Annotated in this window: 11 protein-coding genes; 6 read left to right on the top strand and 5 right to left on the bottom strand. The window is 68.1% G+C overall.

Annotation, left to right across the window (positions count from 1 at the left end):
- Nucleotides 1–102 precede the first annotated feature (102 nt).
- The 4 genes from mads8 (at nt 103) to ACWGDB_RS13500 (ending at nt 8,148) form a co-directional block, all read left to right on the top strand.
- The gene (mads8, locus tag ACWGDB_RS13515; RefSeq protein WP_453822557.1) at nt 103–5,658 is read left to right on the top strand and encodes a methylation-associated defense system ATP-binding protein MAD8; all 5,556 of its coding nucleotides are present in this window, start codon (nt 103–105) and stop codon (nt 5,656–5,658) included.
- A 491-nt stretch (nt 5,659–6,149) separates the two neighbouring features.
- Nucleotides 6,150–6,398, top strand: a complete 249-nt coding sequence (locus tag ACWGDB_RS13510) for a hypothetical protein (RefSeq protein WP_453822556.1) — start codon at nt 6,150–6,152, stop codon at nt 6,396–6,398.
- Nucleotides 6,399–6,479: 81 nt separating this feature from the next.
- Nucleotides 6,480–6,758 (top strand): helix-turn-helix domain-containing protein, encoded by a 279-nt coding sequence (locus ACWGDB_RS13505; RefSeq protein ID WP_453822555.1) that lies wholly within the window; start codon nt 6,480–6,482, stop codon nt 6,756–6,758.
- Between the two features lie 127 nt (nt 6,759–6,885).
- A complete protein-coding gene (locus ACWGDB_RS13500; RefSeq protein ID WP_453822553.1) occupies nt 6,886–8,148 on the top strand; it encodes a tyrosine-type recombinase/integrase in 1,263 nt (420 codons plus the stop codon).
- 463 nt (nt 8,149–8,611) lie between these two features.
- Here ACWGDB_RS13500 and ACWGDB_RS13495 read toward each other — a convergent pair whose 3' ends face one another.
- The 5 genes from ACWGDB_RS13495 to ACWGDB_RS13475 form a co-directional block, all read right to left on the bottom strand.
- Nucleotides 8,612–9,244, bottom strand: coding sequence for a hypothetical protein (locus ACWGDB_RS13495; protein WP_453822552.1), 633 nt, complete (start codon nt 9,242–9,244; stop codon nt 8,612–8,614).
- A gap of 25 nt (nt 9,245–9,269) precedes the next feature.
- A complete protein-coding gene (locus tag ACWGDB_RS13490; RefSeq protein ID WP_453822551.1) occupies nt 9,270–9,974 on the bottom strand; it encodes a hypothetical protein in 705 nt (234 codons plus the stop codon).
- A gap of 58 nt (nt 9,975–10,032) precedes the next feature.
- Nucleotides 10,033–10,539, bottom strand: a complete 507-nt coding sequence (locus tag ACWGDB_RS13485; RefSeq protein ID WP_453822550.1) for a hypothetical protein — start codon at nt 10,537–10,539, stop codon at nt 10,033–10,035.
- A 375-nt stretch (nt 10,540–10,914) separates the two neighbouring features.
- Nucleotides 10,915–11,310: a MazG-like family protein gene (locus tag ACWGDB_RS13480; RefSeq protein WP_453822549.1), complete on the bottom strand. Its 396-nt coding sequence runs from the start codon at nt 11,308–11,310 to the stop codon at nt 10,915–10,917.
- Nucleotides 11,311–11,335: 25 nt separating this feature from the next.
- Complete coding sequence (locus tag ACWGDB_RS13475; RefSeq protein ID WP_453822548.1) at nt 11,336–11,908, bottom strand: DoxX family protein; 573 nt, start codon at nt 11,906–11,908, stop codon at nt 11,336–11,338.
- 135 nt (nt 11,909–12,043) lie between these two features.
- Between ACWGDB_RS13475 and ACWGDB_RS13470 the strand changes: the two genes are divergently transcribed.
- On the top strand, nt 12,044–12,370 hold the full coding sequence (locus ACWGDB_RS13470) for a nuclear transport factor 2 family protein (protein ID WP_427841336.1): 327 nt from the start codon (nt 12,044–12,046) through the stop codon (nt 12,368–12,370).
- A gap of 95 nt (nt 12,371–12,465) precedes the next feature.
- Nucleotides 12,466–13,452 carry an aldo/keto reductase gene (locus ACWGDB_RS13465; RefSeq protein ID WP_453822547.1) on the top strand — a complete coding sequence of 329 codons (987 nt, stop codon included), beginning with the start codon at nt 12,466–12,468 and terminating at the stop codon, nt 13,450–13,452.
- The last annotated feature ends 214 nt before the right edge of the window (nt 13,453–13,666 follow it).

The raw sequence follows: 13,666 nt of genomic DNA, 5'->3' as shown, positions 1-13,666 counted from the left end.
GGACTGGCAGAGATCACCCCCAAAGATCTCCGCGAGGCCCTCGAAGGCGTCCTCGTTCCCAGGCTGGCCAAGCTCGTCGGTGAGCGGACCGCCGGGCACTGCATGCGGATCACCGAGGTGGAGGCCGAACTCGCGGCGCCGCTTGTGCGCCGGCTCCGGGGAGCGCTCGGCCCCCACGCCACAGTCTGTGTCCTCGGCACGGCCGACGACTTGGCCCCTGACCTGCCGTTCCATGACGTCACCGTGACCAGCACCAAGCTGGTCGAGCTCCGCAACCGCACGGAGGACGAAGTCCTCCCAGGCCCTCTGCTGGTCTTCGTGCCACCGGGGATGCGCGTGAGCGCCGAAGACTCCTTCGGGATCGCGACGTTCGAAGAGGTGCCGCTCGGCGATGCATACGGGCAGCTGGCAGAGCACCTTCTCGACCAGGTGCCGGACCGACTGCGTCAAGGCGTGGACGAGCTGCTCGCCGCGCTCCGGGACGGCTCGGACCGTCGCATGGGCGACCGCGCTGTCGCGACGTACCTGCTGACACTTCAGGCCAACGCGTACCGTGAGCAGGTCGCTGGCGCCGCCGTCTTCCACTTCGGGCTGGTGCCCGACTTCGACCTGTTCGCCGATCCTACCCTCGTCAGGGAACGCGTAGAGCGGAACCGCGGGCTGGTCGACAAGCTGACCGGATCGACGCGATCTGAACGTCAGCGCGTCCTAGACCTCGGACTCAGCGATGCGGACTTCGCTGCCCGGCTCGCCGGCTTTGCGACCCGCTGCGGACTGGAAGATCCGGTGGCCTGGACCCGCCGTATCGTCGTCGAGCGGGAGAACTGGGGACTGTCCTTCGGTAACTGGCACATCGACGAGCGACGGCGCGCCACCGTCTCCATCGAAGTGAAAGAGCTCGGTCTGCTGGCCGCCGGAGACAATCCCGAGGATCTGCGTACCTATCCGGCGTTGGAGGCCATGGTCGGGCAGCCCTACCTGCTCGCTGGCGAGAAGGGCGTACGCGAGGTGACAGCACGATTCTCCGTGCAGCCGGACCCTCGCAAGGTAGATGGGCTCGAACGCTTCCGGGTGGAGATCGTCTCTGAGACCGGCGGGCCGATCGGACGGATCGCTTACCGCGGCAAGGGAAAGACGGCGACAGCCGAGTTCAGGGTCCCGCTGCGCCGGCTGAACAAGATCGACTGGGAGGAGGGGTGGCACTACGTACGCGTCACCCCACTCGACGCGTCGGACGTCGCGCTCGACGTCGCACCCAGCGCCCACGACCAACCGGGCGGCGAAAGCGAACGCTTCTACGTCGTCCCCGATGCGGAGACCGAGGAACCGCCCGATCGGAGCGCTGGGCGCTACGACGGCGTCGTCCAGGCACTGCGGTCCCTGCAGTTCGAAGCACTGGTCGCCGGCGACGCCCCGTCGCGTGTAACGGTCACTGATATCCGCTGGAAGGCGATCACGCCGCGCAGTCCACAGCGGGTCCTCAACGCCAGAATCCACACGGCCGGCAGCGCCGAGATCCGCCTCGCCCCTCTGTTGGTGCAGATCCAGCAGGACCTGCTGGCGCGGCCCAGCGACACCACGCTGCGCCGCTTGGTGCTGAACTCGAACGGCACAGCCGAATCGCCCACCGGCACCGACGAAAACGTGGAACGCGAACTGAGCGGGCGGGCAGCCGAGGCGTACGACACCTTCCTCGCCGCACGGCACGCCTACTTCACCGCAGTGAGCGGTCAGGGCGACGAAAAAGCAGGCGGGGCGGACACCGGGGACCTCCTGGTGAGCGAGGCGATCGACTTCGAGCGCGTACGCGAAGTCCTAGTTGCCTATGCCGAGACGTACGCCGAGCTGGTGGAAGCTCAATCGCTCCAGGTCGAGCGGTCCACAGACGACACCCGTGGCGCCGCACTCGTGACACTGGCGCGGCTTCAGCAGATCGACTGTGCCGCAATCACCCTCACCGACGGCCTCGGCCAGCGCGACACGATACTGCTCGTCTCACCCACCCATCCCCTGCGCGCGCTCTGGCTGGCGACCTGGTCTGCCATGGGCCAGGAGTGGGTCGCGCGCCTCGGCGACGCAGACAAACGCCAGATCATCGCGGCCCGGGAATCGCTCCTTGACGCCCTGTCCCCACTGGGCTTCCCGTTCGCCGTTCCCCGCCAGGACGGACGACTCATGGCCGCCGCGGACAACCTCACCCCATACTGGGGCGCCTACCTCGCCAGTGAGACCGCGGATCCCCGCGGCCTGCTCGGCCGCCTATCCACCGCCCTGAACATCCCCGCCGTAAGTTCACGTACCTCGAACGGCGCGAGCGCACTGTCCGGGACCCCGCTGGCCGACCGCATCGAAAGGTACGTCCGCCTCCACCCGTACGTCCGCACCCTCGTGTTGAACGTCGTCAACGCGGGGCGCGGCGAGATCATCGCCGACGCGCTCCTCGAACTGCAGCAACGCACGGCCACCCGCGACCTCACGTACGACATCCGCCTGTGCGTGACCGACCCGGAAGCCCAGGAAACCGGAGCGGCCCTAGGCGAACTGCTCAGCGCCCAGAACCAGATCGCCTCCGCCGAGGCTGAAGCCTTTCTGCACACGGCGGGAGGCACACGGACCGCGAAGCTCGTCTACTCCGTCCGTTCCGTAAGGGAGTTCAACCAACGCCCTGCCGAGTTCGACGCCCACCTGACCATACTGATCGACGCCTTCGGCGGCGAACAGTACAGCTCCGTTGTACGTCAGGACATCGTCAACGCGCCGGTACACGGACTCGTCCAAACGACAGCCTCCACCTACGAGGACAACGAACAGCAGATCGTCTGGCGTACCGTCCCGCGTCACGGCACCGCCCTGGCCACCGAGGACGCCGAAGACCTCGCCACACTCATGAGCAGGATGCCCGGGCTGCTCGCCAGCGCGGCTGCCAATGTCGCCACCGCCGGACAGGCACCGCGCAACGTCCCGTGCACCGTCCTGTCGCTCGACAACGCGGACCGCGCCCTGCTCTACCAGGCACACCAGGCTGGCGACTGGGTCGTCACCATCGACCGAACCCTTGGCCTGGAGTACTTCGACCACGCCGGACAGCACGGTAGGCCCGAATACGTCATCGACTACGCGCCCTCTCTCGCCGGCGGGCTGGGCCACCAGATCATGGTGAGCTCGAACTCGGTCGACGAACTACGCACCCTGCTCGGCCCCACGGCGGAGCAACACGGCCTCGACGTCGAAGAACGCCACCTCAACACCTTCTTCGAGCAGCTGCGCCTGCTCTCCGGAAACCTCGCCTTCAAACTGGCCTCCACCGCACCCAACCAGCGCACCGAAGTCCTCGGCCTCTCCCTGGCCCGCCTCTACCTGGACTACCAGGACGTCCTCCACAACCAGATCGTCGTCCCTCTCGACGCCCACCCAGAGCTGTACAGCGAAGCCAGGCGCCTGGCCCGGGAGCTTGGCGACGCCTTCTCCTTCCAGCGCAGCGACCTGGCCCTCTTCCACCTCAATGCCAGGGAACGGACCGTCGTCTGCCACCTCATCGAGGTCAAGTGCTACACCGCCCTTGACGACATCGGCGCCTACCAGAGGCTGAAGACAAAGGTTGCCCAGCAGCTGGAGCGCAGCGAAACCGTCCTAGCCGAGTCCTTTGACCCGGCGCGTACCACTCCTGACCGTGTCGACCGCACGGTCAAGAACCTTGTGCTTGGCTCCATGCTGCGCTTCTACCTGGAGCGAGCAGCACGCCACGGCACCATGGGCCACAAACCCCGCGAGGCAGCACACGCGCTGCTCGACAGCCTCGACAAGGGGTACAAACTGCGCTTCACCCGCAGCGGCCTGATCTTCGACCTCGCCCGCAACGGCACCGACCGGGAGCTCGACGACGGTGTGCACTTCCACCGGATCGGCAGCGACCTGATCACCGAACTCATCAACGCCATCCCCACCGTACGGCCAGGACTGCCCGAGCTCGGGGACACCCCTGTGGAGGACCAGGCCCCGGAGCCGGATGGCGAAGCCACGGCGCCCACCTTGGCGCTGCTGCAGCTGTCGGTGCCACGCCTGGCCGACGCGGAATTCCGTACGCAGGACGCAGAGGCTCCGTCGGAGCGCAACAGCGAGGACGCTCAGGTGTCGGAGTCGGCCGTCACCGAGCCGGACGAAGTTGATGTCCAGGCCCCTACCGGCACCCCGAGTGCTTCATCGGACCAGCAGGACCGAACGGACTCCGTAACTCCTCGGTCGGGACCGGATCCGGTGGAATCGGAGCGTGGCTCGGAGCGGGGTGACCTGCACGATAGTGCACACGATGTCCCTGCTCCCGGTGACACCCATTTGCCTCCCCGCTCAGCTACCGTGCACGCCCCACGGGGCTTCCCGGACGCTGTCACCGTCGATGCTCCCTTGGCTCCTTCAGCCGCGGCTTCAGCGCCTGCTTCGTCGGCCCCTGGAGTCTTTCTCGGTGTCGTCCACCCCTCGCCGCAGCACGGCGTCCTGGGCGAGGTGGCAGGCAGAACGGTCGCACTCGACCTCAACGAGACACACACGATTAGCCTGTTTGGTGTCCAGGGAGGCGGAAAGAGCTACACCCTTGGCAGCATCATCGAGATGGCCTCCCTATCGTCACCACCGGTGAACGAGCTCCCGCACCCGCTGGCAACGGTGGTCTTCCACTACAGCCAGACCATGGACTACGCCCCGGAATTCACGTCGATGGCGCGCTCCAACGACGACAAGGCTCAGCTGAAGGTCCTCAAGGAGCGTTACGGGGCCGAGCCGCGAGCCCTTGAGGACGTCCTGCTGCTCGCGCCGACCGACCAAGTCGCCGATCGACAGCGGCAGTTCCCTGGTATTGCGGTCCAGCCGCTGGCCTTCTCCTCCGCCGAGCTGCAGGCTTCCCACTGGCGGTTCCTCATGGGGGCCGTGGGCAACCAGTCCACCTACATCCGCCAGCTCACGCGGATCATGCGAGCGCATCGCAACGACCTGAGGCTCGACGTTATCCGACAGGGCGTGGCTGACTCGGGCATGCCGGACCATGTCAAGCAGCTTGCCCAGGAGCGACTTAACCTCGCCAGTGACTACATCGACGACAACGCCCGGCTCACCAGCCTCATCCGCCCGGGACGTCTGATCATCGTCGACCTTCGTGACGAGTTCATCGAGAAGGACGAGGCGCTCGGCCTCTTTGTCGTGCTGATGCAGCTGTTCGCCGAGGCACGCAGCGGCGATGAGCATTTCAACAAGCTGGTCGTGTTCGACGAGGCGCACAAGTACATCGACAGCCCCGACCTCGTCGCAGGACTCGTCGAGACGGTCCGAGAGATGCGGCACAAGGGCATGAGCGTTCTGGTTGCCAGCCAGGACCCACCGTCGGTACCGATCTCGCTCATCGAGCTCTCGGATCACGTCATCTTGCACAAGTTCACGTCGCCCGCCTGGCTGAAGCACCTTCAGAAGGCCAACGCTGCCTTCTCCGGGCTGCGTTCCGAGCAGATGTCACAGTTGCAGCCCGGTGAAGCGTACGTATGGGCAAGCAAGGCAACAGATAAGGCCTTTACTCATGGTGCGGTCCGTGTCCGGTGCCGTCCCAGAGTGACAAAGCATGGAGGCGCGACCAAGACGGCGTCCGGAGATGCGGCAGCATCAGGCCGGGTGTGAATGGCCACGTGTCGGTCACGCCAGTACCCTCGGCCTAACTGTCGCCGCTCAGCCGAAAGATCAGGTGCGTCGGCAGGCAGCCCAGATTTTCCATAGAAGGGCCAGCCCTGCCGGCGCAATGCAGTTAAGCGGAGGGAAGCGGCGCGCTGTGAAGACACGGTTCGGTGAGCGTGCCTGATCCTTCCGCGGCAGCCAGATCGGCGCAGTGATCGGCCCCCGAACGGCCGCCGGCTGCGGCCTACGTGGGGAAACTCCAAGGGAAGCATCTCCTGGATCGCGCCGTCCTTTTCGCTACTTGCCTCCGCGATGATGTGCTGCTGCTCCGGGTCGTCCTGAGGAGCGGACGTCCGGAACTGCGGGTGATCCAGGTCCAGGTCTGTTGCCGGTACCAGAGCACACGAATCGCAGGCCCTTGTAACCGCTCTCGGCCAGCGATGCACGGACGCTCTCAAGGGGGGGCCGAAGACATCAACGCACGGCACGCTCCCCTTGTGTTCCGTGTTCTTCTTCCTGGCTTGCTTCTCCGCCTTCTCGGCTTCGTCGAGCTGCTCAAAGGTGCGCTGGGAGAAGATGTTGCCGTTCGACTTCAGCACGACCGGCTCCGCAACGCCCTCGAACACGCACTTCACGTGATCGAAGAGCATCCGCAGGTGGTGCGGGCGGTCCCGGCTAGCTCTACCACGATGGAACAGCCACACCAAATCAGTGATTCTCCGGATTCTGATCCCGCTCGCCTGTAGACGGCCGTGCGGCTTCGCCACGCGGCTGGCGGGAGGACGGAACGTCAGCTGCTTCGGCAGCGCTTAGCCCGGAGAATCACGATGCGCAACCAGTCAGAGCCTGCCGTCGAGGCCGCCTTCCTGAACGTCCAGAACGCCGCGAAGTACATGGGCATCTCGGTGAACACCCTCTACGTCTGGCGCCATCGCCGGCAAGGGCCACCCAGCTTTCGGATGGGGCCCGGCGGGAGGGTCATGTACCGCCGGGACCTGCTCGATGCGTGGCTGAGTGAACAGCAGCAGGCGGACTCGCGGTCGAACCCGGCCCTTAACCCGCTGAACAAGGCCCCACGGCAGCGTGAGCGTCGTCGGGCTGCCTGACCTGGGGAAACGGGTCTGAGGAGTTCAGCAGCACTCGGAATTTCATGCACACGGAGATCGTCTGTGTGTCTGATCGCGACGCAGATCGCGCCGAGAGAAGCAAGGCGAGGCCGAGGGTAAGACGAGTATGGCGGGTTACATCGAAGATCGGTGGCTCAAGAAGCGGCCGAACAAGGAGACGGGCAAGCGCGAGCGCACCGCCCTATGGGGCAAGTGCACGCGCTACCGCGTCAAGGGGATACCGGGGGTCCGCGACCGGTCTTTCGATACTGTCGCGGACGCCAAGGCGTGGCTGGCCGAGGCACAGACCGACGCACGGCGAGGGGATTTCGTCGACGCGCGAGACGGTGCGATCAGCCTTCGCGAGTACGTCGAGAAGCACTGGTGGCCGTCACAGGTACATCCGGCTCAGACGCTGGAAAGCATGCGGCACCGGATCTGGGGGCAGGTCCTGCCGCAGCTCGGAGACCTGGCGCTCAGGGACATCGGCGTCGCGGAGCTGCGCAAGTGGTCGGCCGACGTGCAGAGGGCGGTGGCGTCGAGCACGGCCTACGTCGCCTGGGTGTATCTCAAGGCGATCATGCAGGCCGCGGTCGAGGACAAGCGGCTGTACCGAAACCCGTGCAAGGGCAACAGCTCGATCAAGCCGCCGAAGAAGCCGGAGCGCAAGGCCCGCGCCTGGGAGCAGGACCGCGTCAACGCCGTACGGCAGGCGCTGGCCGCCCGGTACCGGATCACAGTCGACCTCGGGGTCGGGTGCGGACTCCGACAGGGTGAGGTGTTCGGGTTCAGCCCAGACGATGTCCACGACGGCTTCGTGCACGTGGAGCGGCAGATCCTCATGTACAAGTCACAGCTGTACTTCGGTCCACCCAAGGGTGGCAAGGAACGGGACGCGCCTCTGCCCCAGGTGCTCGCGAAGCGGATCCTCACGCACCAGGAGCATTTCGAACCGATCGAAGTGACCCTGCCGTGGCTGGATCCTGAGGAGCCCGACCTCGCTCGCGAGGAGCGGCGCAAGGTGACGGTCCGGTTGCTCGTCTACACGGGGCGGCGCGGCCCGATCAACCGCACCACTTGGAACACCAAGGCATGGAAGCCCGCGCTCGCCGAAGTAGGAGTCATCCCGCCGCTGCCTGAGCGTCAGCCGGGCGAGAAGCCATCGCGCGTATGGGAGCCGAGTCGCGAGCACGGCTTCCACGTCTTGCGTCACACGTACGCCTCGGTGATGCTCGAAGCCGGTGAGTCGATCGTCTCGCTCGCGAAGTGGCTGGGGCACTCCGATCCGGCGTTCACGCTCCGGACGTACACCCACTTCATGCCGCAGGCCGGCGCGCGAGGACTGTCCGCCATCGAGGCCTGGTTCACCGACTCGGCCGAAAGTCCCTGAGAAGTCCCAGAGGGCTGAACCAGCCGCCGGATCCCCGCAAACATGCAGGTCAGAGCGTGATCGCTCCCTGAGCGGTACAGAACCCGGCGTACAGCTCGGCTCGTCTGCCGCTCGGGCCCCCTGACCAGGGAATGGGGTCGCGCGGCCACGTCTGGGGCCATGAAAGTAGCCATGGACCGTGGGGCGGAGGCCAGAAGCGCCGGTGCCTTGCCTCGGGTATTGCTCAGTGCACGCCGTCAAGGATCCGCCAGACCTTCCAGCAGGCCGTTTCCCCTGGCCCCGGGGCGAGACTGCCGGCAGCCGACCGTGGCACTCCCGCGAGCCGCATCGCCATCGCCTCCTCGGAGCGCACGGCGGAGAGGGCGTACGACGAGATGTTCCGCAGCTCGCGCCGGGACTCGACGGGTAGCGTCGCGAACTCCTGCCCGAGCGTCAGTGACAGGAGCGCCGACAGATTCCTCGCTCAGCCGCCCAGCGCAGCGATCGTGTTCACCTCCTTCTCCAAGAGGCCGGAGATTCCCGCCTGCGCGGCCAGGGCGCGGCGCTGCGGCTCGGCCTGGGCGCGCTCGGCCTCGTACTTCTGCCACTCGGCGGGCTGCAGGAACAGCATGTCGCCCGTGCCGGGGACGACCATGACGCCGCCGAACGCCGGGTCTCCCGCGAACCACGCGCCGTTCTCGGCGCCCTGGGGCCAGCGGCGGACCGTGGACGCGCTGACGGCGCGCATCGTGCGTGCGCCGTGCTGGCCGCGGACGGGCAGCTTCACCGTGTGCACGGTGCCGAGCAACAGCCGCTCGGAGCCGCGCTTGTCCACGCGGTCGCGGTACTCCAGGGGATACGTGCGCAACACCTGCTCACACACTCCGAGGCGCCGTCCGTGCCGGACCCGGATCAACAGGAAGAGCAGGACGAAGAGCCCGAGCACGATCGGCAGCACGGTCAGGAAGGTGTTCGGCACTCCCGCGGCGACGAGCACGAAGGGGAGGGCGATGAGAGCCGCACCGAGGGCGGCGCGCAGGGCGATGTGCCGGGTCCTGACCGCTTTGTTGTGCGCGAGGACCGCGGCCACTTCCGGGGTCTGGGGCGGCTGCGTCATGCGACGTCACTCCTCGTCGTGGGGGTCATCCGAAGTCGTTCTGTACCTGATGCGCGGCGCTGCCCGGCGCGGGGGAGCCCTGGACCTCTTCGGGCCCCGGCTGCGAGGGGTCGGTGTACGTCAGCGTATGGGCGATGCCGAGGAGCACGTCGCGGTAGTCGTCGGCCTGGTCGACCGCCTCCGTCACGAGCTGGATCAGCACGATGTCGTGGCCGCCGGGCCCGGTCACCGCGATGGTGCCCTGCCACACCAGGTCGCTACGGGGGCCGTCACCGCCCTCGGGAGGCCTGCCCGGAGCGAGCGTGCGGCGTTTCTCCTCGGCCAGGAAGCCGAGGCCGCACGGCAGTTCAAGGGGGCGCATGCCCACGTCGCGCCTGTCGGCCGCAGTGCCCGCGAGGCTCGCGATGACCGCCTTGGCATGACTGCCTGAGGTCGGCAGTGTGGAGACGGTGAGAACGGACGAGGTCAGGCCGCCGTCGTCATTCGGGTGCAGGCCGAGGGCGCAGCTCTGCACGCGTTGCGCGTTCAGGGCGCCTACGGTGGCGGCGTAGAAGCGCAGCACCTCCTCCGCACGGTCGCGTTCGTCCTCGGGCATTGCCATGACCTGCCGGACGAGTTCGACGACGCTGTTCAGCGGGGGATCGAGATCGATCCGGACATAGCCGTGGGGCAGGCCGTACCAGAATGCCGGTGTGCGGCCGTGCGGCGCCCTCGTGGGGGTTTCCGTCACGGGGTGGTCCACCTTTCACGGAGCGGGGCTTGCTGCTCGGGTATCGGGGCTGTGGGACTCATAGCCAGCCGAGGAGGCCCGCGATGGAGTGTGCGGTGGCAGCGGCCTTGGTGCTCTCCGCCGCGTTGTGCTCGGAGCCCTCCTCGTCCACCAGGCCCAGGCTCTCGGCGGAGGAGACCATGTTCGCCGCGACGTTGAGGCCGTTGGCGCTGATCTCGCCGATCAGCTTGGCCGAGCCGCCCGCCGACTCCCCGGCCGCGCGCCAGGCGTCGTTGACGTCGTCGGTGGCGTTCCGCGCGAAGGACGGGACGATCTCCTTGACGAAGCCGCCCGCCTTCTCCGAGTTGGAGACGGCCACGCCCCACCGCCCGGCGTCGGCCAGACCTTCGGTGACCTCCTTGGCGGCGGCGCCGAGGGCCTTGCCGCCCGGGATCATGCCGACGGTGTCACCGGCGAGTGAGGCCCAGGCCGCGAAGGTGTCCAGGCCGCTGCCGCCGCCCAAGGATCGGTGTCTCCCCGTGTCCGCCACCAATGTCCCGCCGAGATGACCGGTCGTACCGATCATCAGCTGCACCATACAGAGGCCGCGGAGTCGGTCGGCATGCCGCCTGCCGGGTTGTCGACTCGGCCCCGCGGGGGCCGTCTGCCGCTGCTCTCCCCGGTCCGGTGCGGGCTCCGCCGTGCGCATCACTCCTGCGGTTCATTCTCGGAGGCCGGAGCGTCGAGCCTCATCCACTCAGGACAAGTGGACCCGTCCCTTGGAGGCAGGCCATCGACGTGGCGGGCGTGCCCGGTCCGTCGAGGACCCCGTTCCAGGCCGCCGGGTCGCGCACATGCGGCTGCCCGACGTCGCCACACCCCTGGTCGGCCGCCGGGCGAGTATCCGGCTCATCGCCACGCTCCGGAGTCGAGGCGCCGGCTCGGCCCAACCGGTGCCCCTTCACCGCGTGGAGCGGACATCCCGGGCCGCCGAACCCAGCGAACGCTCCCTCACCCGCCCCAGATGCCGAGTGAACACCTCCCGCGTATCCGGCGTCAGCGTGCGCAGCGCGACCAGTGCCGTGATCACCACGTCGCACAGCTCGCCCTCTACGTCCTCCCAGGTGTGGGTGACGCCCTTGCGCGGGTTCTGACCGGTCGCCCCGATCACCGCCTCGGCGACCTCGCCGACCTCCTCCGACAGCTTCAGCATGCGCAGCAGCATGCCTTCCTTGCCGCCGATCGGCTGGTCGGTGTCGAGCCAGGTCCATAGGTCGTCGACGGTTGCCCAGAGGTCGTCGGAGGGCTTGGTGGCGGGCTCGGCGGCGGTGCCGGGAGGGGCTGCCTGATCGGTCATGCGGGCAGCTTGGCACAGCGGCTGCCTACTCCTCGAACAAGGCCTCCTGATCCTGCGGCACCCCCGCCCGCTCCTCCCTCTGCGTCCTCGCCTCGTCCAGCCTCCTGTTCCGCGTCCCGATCACCACCGCCGTCACCGCGGCCGTCGCCGCCAGTGCCGTGGGAACCATCCAGCCGCGGTCGACGACATGGCCGAGGGCGTGATCGAGGGAGAAGCGGCCGGGGCCCGCGATCGCGAGGCAGGTCGCGGCGAGGCCGAGGGTGGCCGCGTGCTCGTAGCCGCCCTCCTGGTTGAAGAAGCCGTTCGGGGCGTGCACCGCTGCCGCGCCCGCCATGCCGCCGGCCGCCGCCGCACCCGCCGCCGGTGTCGCCAGGCCCAGCGCCAGCAGGGTGCCGCCGCCGGCCTCCGCGAGGCCCGAGGCCGTCGCGCTGGCCTTGCCCGGCTGGTAGCCGATCGACTCCATGAACTGGCCGGTGCCCTCGATGCCGTGTCCGCCGAACCAGCCGAACAGCTTCTGCGTGCCGTGCGCGATCAGCACGCCGCCGGCGCCCAGCCGGAGCAACAGCAGGCCCAGATCATGTCGGTCGTAAGCACTCACGATGACTCCCGGAACAGACCACTGGGTAGCGGAACCCCGCCCTCGAATCCACCGTCGCATCGAAGTCACCCGCCCGGCCTGCCCTCGCCGCCGTTCGGGTGGCGGGGCCCCGGAGGCGGTGTGAGGCTGGCCCGTATGACGATTCAGACGTCCAAACTCAGCGACCCCGCCGTCCGTGCCTTCGTCACCGCCGTCAACGCCCACGACCGCGAGGGCTTCATGAGCATCCTCGCGCCCGGCGCGACCATGGCGGACGACGGCAGCGACCGCGACCTCGCCGACTGGATCGAGCGGGAGATCTTCTCCTCCAACGGCCACATGGAAGTCGACAACGAGTCGAATCGCGGGCGCGACCTCCTCGCCAGCTACCGCAACGACACCTATGGCGAGATGCGCACCCGCTGGCACTTCGAGGTCGAGGGCGACGGCAGGATCTCCCGCTTCGAGACCGGTCAGGCATAGCCGGGAGCCAGAAAGTCACCCCCACACCCGCCCTCACCCCCACAACCGCTCAAGCGCTTGCCCTCGTGTGCACTTCAACTTCTACCGTCCCCCTCATGGAGACCAAGAGGACTTTGGGACGGACCGGCATCGAGGTCAGCGCGCTCGGCTTCGGCTGCTGGGCCATCGGCGGTGAGTGGCAGTCCGCCGACGGGCAACCGCTTGGCTGGGGCAAGGTCGACGACGAGGAGTCCGTACGGGCCGTCCGGCGCGCCCTGGATCTGGGCGTTACCTTCTTCGACACCGCGGACACCTACGGCGCCGGCCACAGCGAACGCGTCCTGGGCCGCGCCCTCGGCAAGCGCCGCGCAGATGTCGTGGTCGCCACCAAATGGGGCAACGTCTTCGACGAGGAGACCCGCACCCTCACCGGCGCCGACGACACGGTGCCGTACGCCCGCCGCGCGCTGACCGCCTCGCTGAAGCGCCTGGACACCGACTACGTCGACCTGTACCAGCTGCACCTGTCCGACGCCGGCCCGGAGCGTGCCGCCGAGCTGCGTGACGTCTGCGAGGAGTTCGTGCGCGAGGGGCTCATCCGTGCCTACGCGTGGAGCACCGACGACCCGGCCCGTGCCGCCGTGTTCGCACAGGGGGAGCACTGCGCGGCGGTACAGCACGCTGCCAATGTGCTCCAGGACGCCCCCGGGATGTTCGCCCTGTGCGAGGAGCGGGAGCTGGCGAGCATCAACCGCAGTCCGCTGGCGATGGGCCTGCTGACCGGCAAGCGCAGGACCGGGCAGGCGCTCGAGGCCGGGGACATCCGCAGTCGGCCGCCGCAGTGGCTGCAGGGGTTCGAGGACGGGTCCGGAGCCGACCCGGAGTGGCTCGCGCGCGTGGACGCGCTGAAGGACGTCCTCACCAGCGGCGGCCGCACGCTCGGGCAGGGCGCCCTCGCCTGGCTGTGGGCCCGCAGCCCGCGCACGGTGCCGATTCCGGGGTTCCGTTCCGTCGAGCAGGCCGAGCAGAACGCCGGCGCGATCGCCAAGGGGCCGCTCACTGCCGGGCAGATGGCCGACGTCGACCGGATCCTCGGCCGCTGAGCACTGTCGTACGGGCCCTTGAGGGCCGTCGTACCGCTTAACCGGCAGCCGTTCCACGCACCGGTGCGTACCTCGCGGTCCCACGCGAGGTCCACCCCCACCCGGTGTCATGGAACGGCTGCCGCCTCCCCCCTCGGAGTGGCCTGCGGAAGCCGTCTGCTTCATATGTGAAGCTCTGGTGCAGAACGACTTGAGCATAAGTCGCCTACCGGCC

It is taken from the genome of Streptomyces sp. NPDC055013 (assembly GCF_053608645.1).
This window is presented reverse-complemented; position numbering and strand designations above follow the sequence as displayed.